At 65.0% G+C, this 13,955-nt stretch carries 17 protein-coding genes and 1 tRNA gene; 2 read left to right on the top strand and 16 right to left on the bottom strand.

Annotated features, from left to right (window positions below; all coding sequences use genetic code 11):
• Positions 1–51 precede the first annotated feature (51 nt).
• Together HF690_RS11530 and HF690_RS11525 are read left to right on the top strand one after the other, a co-directional pair.
• A complete protein-coding gene (locus HF690_RS11530; protein ID WP_168609538.1) occupies positions 52–714 on the top strand; it encodes a LuxR C-terminal-related transcriptional regulator in 663 nt (220 codons plus the stop codon).
• A 118-nt stretch (positions 715–832) separates the two neighbouring features.
• Positions 833–1,090, top strand: coding sequence for a hypothetical protein (locus HF690_RS11525; RefSeq protein ID WP_168609537.1), 258 nt, complete (start codon positions 833–835; stop codon positions 1,088–1,090).
• Positions 1,091–1,117: 27 nt separating this feature from the next.
• On the opposite strand, the gene HF690_RS11520 is transcribed toward HF690_RS11525, so the two are convergent.
• The 16 genes from HF690_RS11520 to HF690_RS11445 all read right to left on the bottom strand — a co-directional run bounded on the left by HF690_RS11520 (position 1,118) and on the right by HF690_RS11445 (position 13,954).
• Positions 1,118–1,390, bottom strand: coding sequence for a DUF2845 domain-containing protein (locus tag HF690_RS11520; protein WP_240151733.1), 273 nt, complete (start codon positions 1,388–1,390; stop codon positions 1,118–1,120).
• 145 nt (positions 1,391–1,535) lie between these two features.
• Positions 1,536–1,611, bottom strand: a tRNA-Lys gene (locus tag HF690_RS11515).
• 74 nt (positions 1,612–1,685) lie between these two features.
• Positions 1,686–2,372, bottom strand: coding sequence for a 7-cyano-7-deazaguanine synthase QueC (gene queC / locus HF690_RS11510; protein ID WP_113064007.1), 687 nt, complete (start codon positions 2,370–2,372; stop codon positions 1,686–1,688).
• 87 nt (positions 2,373–2,459) lie between these two features.
• Positions 2,460–3,146 carry a 7-carboxy-7-deazaguanine synthase QueE gene (gene queE / locus HF690_RS11505; RefSeq protein WP_168609536.1) on the bottom strand — a complete coding sequence of 229 codons (687 nt, stop codon included), beginning with the start codon at positions 3,144–3,146 and terminating at the stop codon, positions 2,460–2,462.
• Positions 3,147–3,152: 6 nt separating this feature from the next.
• Positions 3,153–4,043 (bottom strand): tol-pal system protein YbgF, encoded by an 891-nt coding sequence (gene ybgF / locus HF690_RS11500; protein WP_193568473.1) that lies wholly within the window; start codon positions 4,041–4,043, stop codon positions 3,153–3,155.
• Entirely contained in the window at positions 4,043–4,555 is a 513-nt protein-coding gene (pal, locus tag HF690_RS11495; protein WP_113063685.1) for a peptidoglycan-associated lipoprotein Pal, read from the bottom strand. The genes ybgF and pal overlap by 1 nt, the downstream gene beginning before the upstream one ends.
• A gap of 74 nt (positions 4,556–4,629) precedes the next feature.
• On the bottom strand, positions 4,630–5,952 hold the full coding sequence (gene tolB / locus HF690_RS11490) for a Tol-Pal system beta propeller repeat protein TolB (protein ID WP_113064009.1): 1,323 nt from the start codon (positions 5,950–5,952) through the stop codon (positions 4,630–4,632).
• Positions 5,952–6,893 carry a cell envelope integrity TolA family protein gene (locus HF690_RS11485; RefSeq protein WP_168609535.1) on the bottom strand — a complete coding sequence of 314 codons (942 nt, stop codon included), beginning with the start codon at positions 6,891–6,893 and terminating at the stop codon, positions 5,952–5,954. Before HF690_RS11485 ends, tolB begins: the two co-directional genes overlap by 1 nt.
• The gene (tolR, locus tag HF690_RS11480) at positions 6,880–7,335 is read right to left on the bottom strand and encodes a protein TolR (RefSeq protein ID WP_113063687.1); all 456 of its coding nucleotides are present in this window, start codon (positions 7,333–7,335) and stop codon (positions 6,880–6,882) included. The genes HF690_RS11485 and tolR overlap by 14 nt, the downstream gene beginning before the upstream one ends.
• A gap of 4 nt (positions 7,336–7,339) precedes the next feature.
• Positions 7,340–8,026, bottom strand: coding sequence for a protein TolQ (gene tolQ / locus HF690_RS11475; RefSeq protein WP_113063688.1), 687 nt, complete (start codon positions 8,024–8,026; stop codon positions 7,340–7,342).
• 3 nt (positions 8,027–8,029) lie between these two features.
• Positions 8,030–8,449, bottom strand: a complete 420-nt coding sequence (ybgC, locus tag HF690_RS11470; protein WP_168609534.1) for a tol-pal system-associated acyl-CoA thioesterase — start codon at positions 8,447–8,449, stop codon at positions 8,030–8,032.
• Positions 8,450–8,734: 285 nt separating this feature from the next.
• Positions 8,735–9,778, bottom strand: a complete 1,044-nt coding sequence (ruvB, locus tag HF690_RS11465) for a Holliday junction branch migration DNA helicase RuvB (protein WP_113063690.1) — start codon at positions 9,776–9,778, stop codon at positions 8,735–8,737.
• Positions 9,779–10,086: 308 nt separating this feature from the next.
• Entirely contained in the window at positions 10,087–12,000 is a 1,914-nt protein-coding gene (locus HF690_RS11460; protein ID WP_168609533.1) for a potassium transporter Kup, read from the bottom strand.
• Between the two features lie 14 nt (positions 12,001–12,014).
• Complete coding sequence (gene ruvA, locus HF690_RS11455; protein WP_168609532.1) at positions 12,015–12,614, bottom strand: Holliday junction branch migration protein RuvA; 600 nt, start codon at positions 12,612–12,614, stop codon at positions 12,015–12,017.
• The gene (gene ruvC, locus HF690_RS11450) at positions 12,611–13,129 is read right to left on the bottom strand and encodes a crossover junction endodeoxyribonuclease RuvC (RefSeq protein WP_113064011.1); all 519 of its coding nucleotides are present in this window, start codon (positions 13,127–13,129) and stop codon (positions 12,611–12,613) included. Before ruvC ends, ruvA begins: the two co-directional genes overlap by 4 nt.
• Before the next feature lie 87 nt (positions 13,130–13,216).
• Entirely contained in the window at positions 13,217–13,954 is a 738-nt protein-coding gene (locus tag HF690_RS11445) for a YebC/PmpR family DNA-binding transcriptional regulator (RefSeq protein WP_168609531.1), read from the bottom strand.
• Position 13,955: the final 1 nt, after the last annotated feature.

Genomic DNA, 13,955 nt, shown 5'->3' with positions numbered 1-13,955 from the left:
CGTGCCCGTCCCGGTGGAGCAGAATCAAGGCCAGTCACACGGAGAACCGTGATGCGCGTACTGATCGCAGACGATCACAGGCTCGTGGTCGAAGGCGTCAGGCTCAAACTGTCCGAGCTCGGTCCGGACAACGAGTTTGTCGTCGCCACGACGGTGGACGAACTCTACGCGATTCTGCGTGAATCGCCGCCACCGGACATCGCCCTCATCGACCTGTCCATGCCCGGCGCACGCGATTGCCGGCACATCACCGAAGCGCTGCGGATACAGCCGCGCATGCGCGTGCTGATCCTGTCCGGCTGCGAGGACAGCGGCCTGATCAACAAGCTCATCGACAGCGGTGCGCACGGTTTCATACCGAAGGCCTATTCGCCCGACGTCATGCTGTCGGCGATCCGCCTCGTGCTCTCGGGCGGCACCTACATTCCGCCGATGGCGCTGAACCAGTCCTCCAACGACAGCGAACGCTTTAGCTTCGACAGCGGCGACCCCTCGGAGGCATCCCAGGAAGAACAGCTCGCCGAACTGCTGACCGACCGCCAGCTGGACGTGCTCCGTCTGCTGTCGCGCGGAAGCCCGAACAAGGTCATCGCGCGCGAACTCGGCATCAGCGAAGGTACCGTCAAGATCCATCTGGCAGCGATCTTCCGCGCGCTCAACGTGCGCAACCGCGTGGAGGCCGTTGTCGCCTCGCAGCAGCTGGGGCACGCCTGAAAAGTATCCAGCAGCCCCCAGCGGCTGGCCGCTTCACTGGAGTGTCATGCCAGCGGCAACAAGCTGAAATCAGGGTGGAGAACACTGCGCGGCAACGCCCCCGCCAAGGACTTCCGGCATGTCCACCCTCTCCCGACGCGACCGAGCCCGGCAGCAGGCCCACATGTGGCAACGCCTCGCCGAGCAGTGCCGCCGCTGCGGCGATCACGACCTGGAACACGATGCGCGCATGCTGGCTCGGCGCTATCAGCGCCTGATTGAAGACGACATGAGCGACGCATCGTTCACCACGCCCACAACCGAATCATGTTCGAACAGGGCGCCAGCCTCGCTCTCACAACGATCCGGGCACCGCTCACTGCGCGAATGCGTCTGATCCTCTCGGCATCTTCGGGTGGAGACTTCAGCGATAGATTTCCTGGATATCGCTGACCCGCCCCTGGATAACGGTGATAAACACGGTCTTGTTGTCGAAATCGTATTCCAGGCGATAACCGCGCAGCGCGCCGAAACGGTTCTCGACCGGCTCGCGACTGCTGGGCTTGCCTGCAATGCGCAGCACCATGCCTTCGCTATCACCGACCGAAATCAGGCGAGAACCAAAACGGATCGTGGAACCGGCGATCACCGCCGTACTGAACAGCAAAGCCGTAGCGAACGCTAGCAGACGTCTCATTTCCGATGCCCTCCTTGTCGGTCCAGCGACGGCATGCATACAGACACACCTTTCATGCTACACCCGAAGCCTACGCTAGCAGGCAGATCGAAGCGCACATGCATGGCACGAACAGGGATATGAACTTAAGCGAGCAGCAGCAAAATGGTGGGCCGTGTGAGACTCGAACTCACGACCATCGGATTAAAAGTCCGGTGCTCTACCAACTGAGCTAACGGCCCATTTGCCTTGCGCGTTGCGCGCCGCACGCGACGGACGTCGCGCGGGAACCGGCGATTCTACCTGTTCGCGCAGATCAACGGTAGTGCGTCGGGTCCTCGACCCCGGCTTCGGCGAAGCCCTGCGCACGCAGGCGACAGGCATCGCAGTGCCCGCAGGCGCGTCCGCCGGCATCGGCCTGATAGCAGCTGACCGTCTGCGCGAAGTCCACACCCAGCTCGACGCCGGCGCGCACGATGTCGGCCTTGCTCATCGACATCAGCGGTGCGTGGATGCGCATCGGCGTGCCCTCCACCCCGGCGCGAGTGGCGACCTGGGCGAGGTTCTGGAAACTCTCGATGAAGGCCGGTCGGCAATCCGGGTAGCCGGAGTAGTCCACGGCGTTGACGCCGCAGAAGATGTCACTCGCGTTCAGGACTTCGGCCCAACCCAGCGCCACCGAGAGCATGATCGTGTTGCGGGCCGGAACATAGGTCACGGGAATCCCGTCGCCGCCCTCCTCGGGCACGTCGATGTCGTCGGTCAGTGCGGAGCCGCCGATGCTACGCAGATCCACGTCCACGACCTTGTGCGCGCTTGCGCCCACCATCGCGCAAACGCGCGCGGCGGCTTGCAGCTCGGAATCGTGCCGCTGACCGTAGGCGACGCTGAGTGCATGCACCGCGAATCCCTGCGCCCGCGCCATGGCGGCCACCACGGCCGAATCCATGCCGCCTGAGACCAGGACCACGGCATTGCGTTGGGGGGAAGTCTGCTCTGTCATCGAACTGTCCGCGAAGATCGAACCGGGCATTATCGCGGTTTGCGCACGATCGTGCATCCGCGCACTACGCGTGCCCGAGGGGATCGCTCAATGGCCCGGCGCGTCGCCCCACAGCTGCTTGTGCATCTGCATCTGCAGACGTACCGGAAGACGATCTTCCAGGATCCACTCCGCCAGCTGACGCGGCGCGAGTTTCCCGTGCACCGGCGAGAACAGCACCATGCAGCGCTGTTCCAGCGCATGTTCGCGCACGGCGGCGCGTGCCCACTCGTAGTCCTCGCGATCGGCGATCACGATCTTGATCTGATCGTGCGCCTGCAGGTGATCGAGATTCGACCACAGATTGCGCGCCGCTTCGCCGGAGCCCGGCGCCTTCAGGTCCATCACCTTGCGCACGCGGGGATCGACACCGGACACGTCCAGCGCGCCAGAGGTTTCCAGCGACACTTCATGGCCGGCTTCACACAAACGCTGCAACAGCAACAGGCAGCGCTTCTGCGCTAGCGGTTCACCGCCGGTCACACACACGTGGCGCGTGTCAAAAGCGCCGACGTCGGCAACCAGATCATCAATGTCGCGCCACTCACCGCCCTGGAACGAATACTCGGTGTCGCACCACACGCAGCGCAGCGGACAGCCGGTCAGGCGCACGAACACCGTAGGCCAACCGACCGCGTCGGCCTCGCCCTGGATGGAATGGAAGATCTCGCACACGCGCAGCCGTTCGGCGCCGCTGGCGGAAACCCCGGTCGTGCCGGTCGCCTGCTCGTTCATGGGACGTCAGTTCGCTTGCTGCAGCTGAATATCGTGCAGGCGCTGCTGCGCCAGATTGGCCACGGAGCTGCCGGGGTATTTCTGGATCACCGCCTGCAGGGTCTTCTGCGCGGCATCTTCCTGCTTCAGCGCATCCTGGCAGTAGCCGATCTTCAACAGCGCGCCGGGCGCCTTTTCGCTGTCCGGATACTGCTTCAGCAGCGTCTGGAAGGTCTGCAGCGCGATGTCGTAGTTCTGCACGGTGTAGTAGGACTCACCCAGCCAGTAGAAGGCGTTGGGCGCGAGTGCGCTGTTCGGATACTGCTGGATGAACTGGCGGAACTGGCGCGAGGACTGCACGAACTGACCGTTACGCAAGGCGGTGAACGCCTGGTTGTAGGCATCCTGCGCCGCTTGTGGATCGGCACTCGCCGGAGCACTGGCACTGCCGGCCGGAGCCGGACCGCGCGCCTGCGCTGCAGCCGTGGTCGAGGCCGATGTCGCGGGGACGCCACCAGCCTTCGCGGCGGTACTCGCGGTAGAAGCCGGAGACGACGCGGAAGCACCTTGCGCGGGAGCGCCGCCCTCGAGCTTGCGCAGCCGGGAATCGAGGTCGACGTACTGGTCCTTGCCGGACTGCTTCAGCTGCTGGATCTCGTGCTGAAGCTCTTCGACCTGTCCCTGCAGTTGCTGGACCTGGGACTGCAGCGCCTGGACCTGATTGACCAGCACGGTGCCGCCCCCCTGTCCGGAATCCTGTTTCTGCTGGGCCTGCTCCAGACGCGTGACGCGCTCGGACAGACTCAGCCGCTGGGCCTGTACCGGAAGCATGCCGGCGGCCAGCAGCAGCAAGGCGGCTGCAGATGCAGCCGCCTTGCCGTGACCGACAGGTGTGTTACGTGTCGATCGGTCTTTCATCACTTGGCCGTGTATTCGATCTCGACACGACGGTTCTTCGACCAGCACGCCTCGTTGTGCTCGCGGCAGGTCGGACGCTCTTCGCCGTAGCTGACCACGGTGATCTGATCCGCCGAAGCACCGTTGGCTTCCAGCGCGGCAGCCACCGCGTTGCCACGACGCTCGCCGAGGCCGAGGTTGTACTCGCGGGTACCACGCTCGTCGGTGTTGCCGGCCAGACGCACGTGCGCCTGCGGACGATCCTGCAGATACTTGGCGTGGCACGCCATGATCTCCTGGAACTCCGGCTTGATTTCGCTCTTGTCGAAATCGAAGTACACCACGCGCTGACGCAGGCAGGCATTGGTGTCCAGATCGGCCGGGGTGAAGCCGGTCGGCTTCGGCGGCGGAGCCGGCTGTTCCGGCGGCGGCGGCGGCGGCGGAGTCGGCTTGACCTCCTGCTTCTTGCTGCACGCCGCCATGCCAACAACGCACAACAGCGTGACGAGGGTAGTGCGAACGCTCTTGTTCATGGCTTTTTCCTTTCTACTCTTGGGTTTCCGACAGTCTTTGTACTACACGCCGTTGATCCGGCTTGTTGGAGTGTTCACGGTTTCCGATACGGCCCCCAGGAAGGCTCGCGCACATCGCCATCGGAAAGCACGAGCCGCTGCCTGACCTTGCCGTCAGCGGATACCGAGTACAACACGCCGCGTAGTCCTTCGGTCGCGGCATACAGCAGCATACTTCCGTTGGGAGCGAAACTCGGCGACTCGTCGAAATTCCCAGGAGAGACGAAATGCTCCTGTCCGCCGAGGCTGCGGTCCATCACCGCAATACGATACACGTTCCCTTTGCCCTGCACCATGGCGATCTGTTTGCCGTCATAGCTCACGGAAGCGTCGGCATTGTAATCGCCCTGGAAGGTCACGCGAGTGGGGGTTCCCCCGTTCGCGTTCACCTCGTATAGCTGCGGTTTACCCGAGCGATCGGAGGTAAAGATGATGTTGTTGCTGTTGGGCACCCAGACCGGCTCGGTGTCGATGCCGTAGTTGTGGGTCAGACGCTTGGCTTTGCCGGTGGCAAGATCGATGATGAAGATCTCGGGGTTTCCGACGTAGGACAGCGAGACCGCCAGCTTGGTCCCGTCCGGCGAAAAGGCCGGCGCGCCGTTGATGCCCTTGCGCGCCGAAACCAGGCGCCGCGCGCCCGTGGACAGATTCTGGATGTAGATGGCCGAATTGCCGCTCTCGAACGAGACGTAGGCCAGTTCGTTGCCATCCGGCGACCAGGTCGGCGACAGCAGCGATTCGCGCGAACGAACCACGACCTGCGGGTTGTAACCGTCCGAGTCAGCGACGATCAGCGAGTACCGGATGTTCTTGCCGGTGCCGACCGCGGTGACATAGGCAATGCGGGTGTAGAAGGCGCCGCGCACGCCGGTGATCTTCTGGTAGATCTGGTCGGCGATCTGATGCGCGATGTCGCGCAGCTTGCTGGCCGGCGCCGTGTAGGTCGACTGCAGCATCTGTTTCTTGGTGTTGACATTCCACAGCTCGAAGCCGATCCGGTACTGACCGTTGTCGGCATTCTTGACGTGGCCGACGACGATGTAGTCCTGCTTCAGCAGGCTCCATGTCGGGAATTTGATCTCATTGCCGCGTGTGGGAAATTCCACCACATCGCTCTTGTCCAGGGTGCGGAACTTGCCCGAGCGAGCCAGATCCATCTGCACCACATCACTGACCTTGGTGGTCGGCGGCGGTCCGACCGTCTCGTTGCCGAACGGCACTACGGTGATCGGAATCGCCGACTTGGTGCCGTTGACGATGTTGATGTTCAGTCCCTGACTCTGGGCCTGCGCCGGCGAGAACACCAGCGCGCCGAGCAGGGCGAACGCAAGAGCGAGCGTGACACGGAATTTGAGCATCATTCGTTGACCATGAAGTGAAGCGTGAGTCGGCGTGCGAACACTTTCTCGAACCCGTGATACGGCAGAGGCGAAGCCCGCATCACTGCATTTTCGACCGAGCGTCGGGCCGTGGCGTCGAACGGACAGCTCGGCTCCACGTTGGCGCTGATCACCTGCCCGCCGATGATTTGCACGATATCGATCTTGCAGGTCGTACCCGCAGGGATGTTATCGGGTCGCAGCCACGCCTGTGTGACGGCATTCTGAATGGCGGCCTGGTACTGACCGAGCAAGCCGCTGTCCTGGCCCGCCGTGCCGGACTGCGCTTGGTCGGCCTGCGGGGTATTGGCCGGCGCATCGGACGTATCTTTCTGCTTCTTCAGATCGTCGCGCTGGGCCATGCGCTGCGCCTGGCGATCAGCCTGCTGGCTCTGCTTGCCGGCGGCGTCCATCTGCTTGAACAGCTTGTCGATCTCGGCCTGCTGCTGCGCCTCCAGTTCGGACATGCGCTGCTTCTCGCGCTCGCGCTGCGCGCGCTGAGCGTGCTCGGCCTTCTCCGTCGACTTGGCCACAACCTTCTGCTGATCGCGGGTATCCGGATTCTTCGGCGGCGGCGGCAGCGTCTTGACCGGGGCCGGCTTGGGTTTGTCCGTGTCGACCTTCGGCTTCTCCGCCTTCGGCGGCGTGATCTTCGGCTTGGGCGCCTTGGCCTTGGACGGCGCCGGCAGCGGCGCGCCGGTCGGCCCCAGCAACGTGGCCTGGATCACCGGGCCGGCCAGCTGGATCGGCCGGCTGCAGGTCACCGGATTCCACGACTTGGGCAGACCCAGGCTATTGATCGCCTGTTCCCAGGTGTTGCAGGAAATCGTCGCCAGCAGCAGGAACGCCACGATGCCCAGATGCAGCAGGGCCGCGAAAACGACGCCCCAGACCGTGGCCTGTCGATCAGCGACGTCCATGCGGGGCATCCGGCGCAGCGGGCGGCTGCGTCATCAGGCCGATGTTGGGCACGCCGGCCTGCTGCAGCAACACCATGGCCTGCATGATCTTGCCGTAGTCGACCCGTTCGTCGCCGCCGAACATGACCGAAACGTTCGGATTGTTGCGCACGAAGGCGCTGACCTTGGTCACCAGCGTCTGCGCGTCGACCGGCTCACGCTTCTCCGCACCTAGGGTCAGGTACATGTTGCCGTCCTTGTCCAGGCTGACCAGCACCGGCTGCTTCTCGTCCTGCAGCGACTTGGCGGCGGCCTGCGGCAGCTTGATGTCCACGCCCAGATGCAGCAGCGGTGCGGTAACCATGAAGATGATCAGCAGCACCAGCATCACGTCGATGTAGGGCACGACGTTGATTTCGGCCTTGAGCTTGTGGCGCTTGTGGCGTCGCATCGAGGGGCGCATGGGATCAGACGCTCTCGTCGGACAGGGTCTGGCGCTGCAGGATCGAGGAGAATTCCTCCTGGAATGTCTCGTAGCGCGTGGCGATACGCTCGACCCGGTTGGCGTAGCGGTTGTAGGCCCACACCGCCGGAATGGCCGCGAACAGGCCCATGGCGGTGGCGACCAGCGCCTCGGAAATGCCCGGCGCGACCATGGCGATGGTCGCCTCCTTCACGTTGGCCAGGCCCTGGAACGCGACCATGATGCCCCATACCGTGCCGAACAAGCCGACGTACGGGCTGATGGAGCCGACGTTGGCGAGGAATTCCAGGTTCTGCTCCAGCCGCTCGATCTCGCGCGTACCGGCCACGCGCATGGCGCGCTCGGACGCCTCCAGCGTGGTGCGCGGATCGCGCCCCTTGCGCTGCCGCTGGCGCGCGAATTCGCGGAAGCCCGCGCCGAACACGTTGACCAGGCCGCGACCGGGTTCGTCCTCGGCACCGACCTCACGGTACAGCGCGGCCAGATCGACGCCGGACCAGAAGCGCTCCTCGAACGCATCCGCGTTGCTGACGGCCTGATTCATCAGCGTGTACTTGCGCACGATGATGACCCAGGACAGGAACGAGAACACCAGCAGCACGCCCAGCACCAGCTTTACCGGCAAGCTGGCGTGCAGAACCAGGTCGAGGATGTTGAGATCGCCGTTCATCGGTCAGGAAATCCTTGCCAAGAGGTCTTCGGGAATGGGGCACGGACGCATGTCGCCCAGGTTCACGCAGGCCGCGCGCACCGTGGCGCGCACCAGCAGTTTGCCGTCCTGGCGGTGAATCGCCTGCGCGAAGGCCATGCTGGCCGGGCGCAAACGTTCGATCTCCACCGACGCGCTTAGTTCATCGTCCAGTCGCGCCGGCGACACGAAGCCGATCTGCATGTCGCGCACCACGAAACCGATGCCGGTCGCATCGCGCAGACGCTGCTGGTCGACCCCCCGCGCACGCAACCACTCGCTGCGTGCGCGTTCGAGAAACCGCAGGTAGCCGGCGTGGTACACCACGCCGCCCGCGTCCGTATCTTCCCAATAGACTCGTATCGGCCACCTGAACGGGGCTTCACTCGGCGTGTTCTGCTGCATGCGTGCGTACTGATTGCGTGATCCGGTTCATCCTACCCGACCCGGTCGATCCCGTGCAGGCAACGCAGGCGGCCGCGACCGGAGCGGGGTACCGGGTTCACTTATGGGCACGAGATCTTTGCATGTAGGCAGCGTGGCTGAGCCCATAAGTGAACCCGGTACCCTGGCAAGTCTGGGCGTTTCGGCAAGCCTTCTACCCAGCAAGATTGAGCGTTTCGGCAAGCCTTGCACCCTGGCAAGCACCAACCTCCCGGCAAGCCCCGACCCCGGCCCCCCTCCTTTGCGTCAGCCCCCATCTCCATCGAACAGATCGGTCGCATGCGAGGCCGTCGGCGGGGGCTGCAGGCCAAGATGCCGCCAGGCGCGCGCGCTGGCCATGCGGCCGCGTGCGGTGCGCACCAGGAATCCCTGCTGGATCAGATACGGCTCGACCACATCCTCCAGCGTGCCGCGATCCTCGCTGAGCGCGGCAGCCAGCGACTCGACGCCGACCGGACCGCCGTCGAAATTCTCGATGATCATGCGCAGCAGGCGGCGGTCGAGATCGTCGAAGCCCTCGGCATCGACGCGCAGCATGTCCATCGCCGCGCTGGCGGCCTCATGGGTGATGACGCCACCGCTGCGCACCTGCGCGAAATCGCGCACGCGGCGCAGCAGGCGGTTGGCGATGCGCGGCGTGCCCCGCGCCCGTCTGGCGATCTCACGCGCGCCCTCGACGTCGCACTCGATATCCAGAATGCGCGCCGAACGCCGCACGATGGCCAGCAGTTCCTCGGCATTGTAGAACTCCAGCCGCTGGATGATGCCGAAGCGATCGCGCAGCGGACCGGTCAGCAGGCCGGCGCGGGTGGTGGCGCCGATTAGCGTGAACGGCGGCAGGTCCAGCTTGATCGAGCGCGCGGCCGGGCCCTCGCCGATCATGATGTCGATCTGGAAATCCTCCATCGCCGGGTACAGCACTTCCTCGACCACGGGCGAGAGGCGGTGGATCTCGTCGACAAAGAGCACGTCGCCGCGCTCCAGATTGGTCAGCAGCGCGGCCAGATCGCCGGCGCGCTCCAGCACCGGACCCGAGGTCGAGCGCACGTTGACGCCCAGTTCGTTGGCGATCACGTGCGACAGCGTGGTCTTGCCCAGACCCGGAGGACCGAAGATCAGCACATGGTCGAGCGCTTCCTGGCGTCGCCGTGCGGCCTCGATGTAGATCGCCAGCTGCTCGCGGACGGGCTTCTGGCCAAGATAGTCGTCCAGCCGCTGCGGACGGATCGAGGCCTCGATGGCATCATCTTCGAGCGTGGCATCGTTGGCGAGTACGCGGGTGTCGGTCATGCCGCCATTATGGACGATGCGCGTGGGATCAGGGGAACGAGCGCGCTTGCCGTGCACGGCCTGCCGGAACGCCAGAGCTTGCCAGGACAAGACTTGCCGTCATGCCGGAGCTTGCCAGGGTACCGGGTTCACTTATGGGCCACGCTACGTCGCCTACGTGTAGGGATATCGTGCCCATAAGTGAACCCGGTACCCCGCACGATTCAAGCTCGCCGCAAAAACCGGTCCCGCTCCGCACCAAACTCGCCGCAAGCCCTGCCCAAGCCCGGCACCCCGCTCCGCACACCAAACGTACCGCAAGCCTTGCCTCAGATCTCCACCTGCGCGCCCAGCTCGATCAGGCGGTTGCCCGGAATCTGGAAGAACGCCGTGGCCGGCAGCGCATTGCGCGACAGGAACGCGAACAGCTTGTCGCGCCACAGTGCCATGCCCGGACGGCGAGTGTCGGCAACGATGGTCTCGCGCGACAGGAAGAACGTGGTGTCCATCATGTCGAAGTCGAGACCGCGCTGACCGCACAGCGCCAGCGCCTGCGGAATGTCCGGGTCCTCGGCGAAACCGAAGCGCAGGGTCAACAGGAAGAAGTCGCCGCCCAGTGCGGTGATCTCGATGCGTTCGTCGGCGTCGGCGACCGGGGTCTCCAGGGTCTCCGCCGTCAACAGCACGTTGCGCTCGTGCAGCACCTTGTTGTGCTTGAGGTTGTGCAGCAGCGCATGCGGCACCGAACTCTGGTTGGCGGTCAGGAAGATCGCCGTGCCCGGCACGCGGGTCGGCGGATGTTCGGCGATGTTCTCAATGAACGGCTGCAGCGCCAGGCCGCCCTGCTTGATCTCGCGCACCACCAGCTCGCGGCCGCGGCGCCAGGTCGTCATGATGGTGAACAGGAACAGACCCATGACCAACGGGAACCAGCCGCCGTCGGGGATCTTCAGCGTATTGGCGCCGAAGAACGCCAGATCCACGGTCAGCAGCGCCAGACCAACGGGCAGCACGACCAGCCAGCTCCAGTTCCACAGTCGCTTGGCCACCATCATGACCAGGATGGTGTCGATGGCCATCGTGCCGGTCACGGCAATACCGTACGCGCCGCCCAGCGCCTTCGACGAACCGAACGCCACCACGGTCAGGATCACCGCCACCATCAGCAGGCGATTCACCCACGGCAGGAAGATGTGGCCGATGGCGTCCGGCGAGGTATGCACCACCTGCATGCGCGGCACGAAGCCGAGCTGGATCGCCTGACGCGTCACCGAGAACGCGCCCGAGATCACCGCCTGCGAGGCGATCACCGCCGCCGCGGTAGCCAAACCGATCATCGGGTAGCGCGCCCAGTCCGGCACCGCGTGATAGAACGGATTGCTGATCGCCTCGGGATGATGCAGCAGCAGGCCGCCCTGACCGTAGTAGTTCAGCAGCAGCGCCGGCATCACGAAGAAGAACCAGGCCAGGCGGATCGGTTTGCGGCCGAAATGCCCCATGTCGGTGTACAGCGCCTCGGCGCCGGTCACGCACAGCACCACCGCACCGAGAGCGATAAAAGCGGCCACGCCATGTGCCTGGAAAAAGTGGATGGCATTGCGTGGATCAAGAGCCCAGATCACTTCCGGCGCCTGAATGATGTTCCACACGCCGATCACAGCCAGCGAGGAAAACCACAGCACACAGATCGGGCCGAACAGCGCGCCCACTTTCGCCGTGCCATGCCGCTGCAACCAGAACAGGCCCAGCAGCACCACCACCGCGAGCGGCACCACCCAGTGCTCCAGATGCGGCGCCACGACTTCCAGGCCTTCCACGGCGGAAAGCACCGAGATCGACGGCGTGATGACGCCGTCGCCGAAGAACAGCGCCGCGCCCAGCAACGCCATCAGCATGACGATGCGGCGCATGCGCACCGACCCGGTGCCGACCGCGCGCTGAGCCATGGTCATCAGGGCCATGATGCCGCCCTCGCCGCGGTTGTCCGCACGCATCACCAGGCTGACATACTTCACGGCCACCACGGTGATGAGTCCCCAGGTGACCAGCGACAGCACGCCCAGCACCGTGCTGTGCATGGGCTTGAGGCCGTACTCGGGCAGGAACACTTCCTGCATCGTGTACAGCGGACTGGTGCCGATGTCGCCGAACACTACGCCGATGGCGCCGAGCACCAGCGCCGGAAGGCTGCCGTGAAGCTGCTCGCCGGACGGCGGAAGGGGTTGCTGCGTCTGTTCGCTCATGTCGTTTCCGTTGCTCAGCCGCCGAGGGCGGCGCGCAATGCCTTGCGAATGATGGTTTCGGCGTCGTCGCCTTCGGCGGCGGCCTTCTGCGCCAGGCGCGTGGCTTCGGCCGGCTTGTAGCCGAGCTGCTGCAGGGCGATGACGGCTTCGGACTGGGCGTCCTGCGGCGCCGGTGCGCTGCCGCCGATGCGGGTCGCGCCGGTCGCGGCCAGGCCGTCCACGCGATCGCGCAACTCCACGATCATGCGCTCGGCGGTCTTCTTGCCGATGCCGGGAATCTTGGTCAGTGCGGTCACGTCGCCGGCCTGCACCAGACGCGCGAATTGATCCGCGGACACGCCCGACAGCACCGCCAGCGCGATCTTCGCGCCGATGCCGCTGACCTTCAGCAGGCTGCGGAACAGCTCGCGCTCGGAGGTGTGCAGAAAGCCGTACAGCACCACGCTGTCGTCCTTCACCGCATGATGCGTCAGCAGCGTGACTTCCTTGCCGGTGGCCGGCAGGTCGTAGATGGTCGACATCGGCGCCTCGACGTCGTAGCCGACGCCGCCCACGTCCACTAGCAGCCACGGCGGTTGCTTGGATACCAGAATGCCGCGCAGCCGCCCGATCATCGACGTCGTCTCCAGGCGCTGCGCGGAATGCCCACGCGCGCCGTGCTGGCGCGGGTGTGCGCATGCGTCAAAGCGATTGCCAGCGCGTCGCCGGCATCGGCCTGGATCGGGCCTTTCAGGCCCAAGAGCACACTCACCATGTGTTGCACCTGTGTCTTGTCCGCGCGGCCGCCGCCAACCACGGCCTGTTTCACTTCCGAAGCGGCATATTCGTGCACACTCATCCCCTGACTGACCGCAGCACAGATCGCCGCGCCGCGCGCCTGTCCCAGCTTCAGTGCCGAATCGGCATTGCGCGCCATGAACACGCGCTCGATGGCCACTTCGCCGGGCCGGTGCTCGGCGATGATGGCACACAGTCCGTCGTAGATGCGTTTCAGGCGCTGCGGAAATCCGCCCTCGCCCAGCACCGTCAGCGTTTCATGGAACACATGCACGCTGCGCCCCTTGGCATCGACATCGATGATGCCGACGCCGGTGCGCTGACTGCCGGGATCGATGCCCAGGATACGCACGGCGGCGGGCGCCGCCGGCGGCGTCGTTGTGGTGGATGCGGTCACGAAGCGACCGCGATCCCCGTCCATCCGCGGCGAAGCGCGCGCTTACGCATACGCTTCGGCCGGCAGATCGGCGTTGGAATAGACATTCTGGCTGTCGTCCAGATCCTCGAGGAAATCCAGCAGCTTGGCGACGGTCTGGGCGTCCTCGCCTTCCAGCGCCACCTCGACATCGGCGCGCTGGGTGATCTCGGCATCGTCGGGTTCCAGACCGGCGGCGACCATGGCGTCCTTGACCGCCTGGAAATTGTCCGCATCGGTCAGCACTTCCAGCGCGCCGTCGTCGAAGGTCGTCACGTCCTCGGCACCGGCCTCGATCGCGATCTCGGTGATCTTGTCCTCGTCCGCGCCGGGTGCGAACGACAGCACGCCGAGGCGCTTGAACATGTAGGCCACGGAACCTTCCGTGCCCAGGTTGCCGCCAAACTTGGAAAACGCGTGACGCACTTCGGCCACGGTGCGGTTGCGGTTGTCGGTCATGCATTCGACCAGCACCGCCACGCCGTGCGGCGCGTAGCCCTCGTAGCGGATCTCCTCGTACTCGACGCCTTCCAGCTCGCCGGTGGCCTTCTTGATGGCGCGCTCGATGTTGTCCTTGGGCATGGACACGGCCACCGCCTTGTCCACGGCCAGCCGCAGGCGCGGATTGGCATCCGGGTCGCCGCCGCCCATACGCGCGGCCACGGTGATTTCACGCACCAGCTTGGTGAACACCTTGCCGCGCGCGGCGTCCTGCTTGCCCTTGCGGTGCTGGATGTTGGCCCATTTGGAATGTCCGGCCATG

This window comes from Oleiagrimonas citrea (genome assembly GCF_012395255.1).
GTDB lineage: Bacteria > Pseudomonadota > Gammaproteobacteria > Xanthomonadales > Rhodanobacteraceae > Oleiagrimonas > Oleiagrimonas citrea.
The sequence above is the reverse complement of the archived record's forward strand: the minus strand, read 5'-3'. Positions and strand labels throughout refer to the sequence as shown.

Excerpts from the sequence above, each read along its gene's own strand:
- HF690_RS11460 (WP_168609533.1), bottom strand. The coding sequence starts at position 12,000 with ATGAGCGAACAGACGCAGCAACCCCTTCCGCCGTCCGGCGAGCAGCTT.
- ruvB (WP_113063690.1), bottom strand. The coding sequence starts at position 9,778 with ATGACCGACACCCGCGTACTCGCCAACGATGCCACGCTCGAAGATGAT.
- tolB (WP_113064009.1), bottom strand. The coding sequence starts at position 5,952 with ATGCTCAAATTCCGTGTCACGCTCGCTCTTGCGTTCGCCCTGCTCGGC.
- queC (WP_113064007.1), bottom strand. The coding sequence starts at position 2,372 with ATGACAGAGCAGACTTCCCCCCAACGCAATGCCGTGGTCCTGGTCTCA.
- tolQ (WP_113063688.1), bottom strand. The coding sequence starts at position 8,026 with ATGAACGGCGATCTCAACATCCTCGACCTGGTTCTGCACGCCAGCTTG.
- queE (WP_168609536.1), bottom strand. The coding sequence starts at position 3,146 with ATGAACGAGCAGGCGACCGGCACGACCGGGGTTTCCGCCAGCGGCGCC.
- tolR (WP_113063687.1), bottom strand. The coding sequence starts at position 7,335 with ATGCGCCCCTCGATGCGACGCCACAAGCGCCACAAGCTCAAGGCCGAA.
- pal (WP_113063685.1), bottom strand. The coding sequence starts at position 4,555 with ATGAACAAGAGCGTTCGCACTACCCTCGTCACGCTGTTGTGCGTTGTT.
- HF690_RS11525 (WP_168609537.1), top strand. The coding sequence starts at position 833 with ATGTCCACCCTCTCCCGACGCGACCGAGCCCGGCAGCAGGCCCACATG.
- HF690_RS11520 (WP_240151733.1), bottom strand. The coding sequence starts at position 1,390 with ATGAGACGTCTGCTAGCGTTCGCTACGGCTTTGCTGTTCAGTACGGCG.
- ybgC (WP_168609534.1), bottom strand. The coding sequence starts at position 8,449 with ATGCAGCAGAACACGCCGAGTGAAGCCCCGTTCAGGTGGCCGATACGA.
- HF690_RS11445 (WP_168609531.1), bottom strand. The coding sequence starts at position 13,954 with ATGGCCGGACATTCCAAATGGGCCAACATCCAGCACCGCAAGGGCAAG.
- ybgF (WP_193568473.1), bottom strand. The coding sequence starts at position 4,043 with ATGAAAGACCGATCGACACGTAACACACCTGTCGGTCACGGCAAGGCG.
- HF690_RS11485 (WP_168609535.1), bottom strand. The coding sequence starts at position 6,893 with ATGGACGTCGCTGATCGACAGGCCACGGTCTGGGGCGTCGTTTTCGCG.
- ruvA (WP_168609532.1), bottom strand. The coding sequence starts at position 12,614 with ATGATCGGGCGGCTGCGCGGCATTCTGGTATCCAAGCAACCGCCGTGG.
- HF690_RS11530 (WP_168609538.1), top strand. The coding sequence starts at position 52 with ATGCGCGTACTGATCGCAGACGATCACAGGCTCGTGGTCGAAGGCGTC.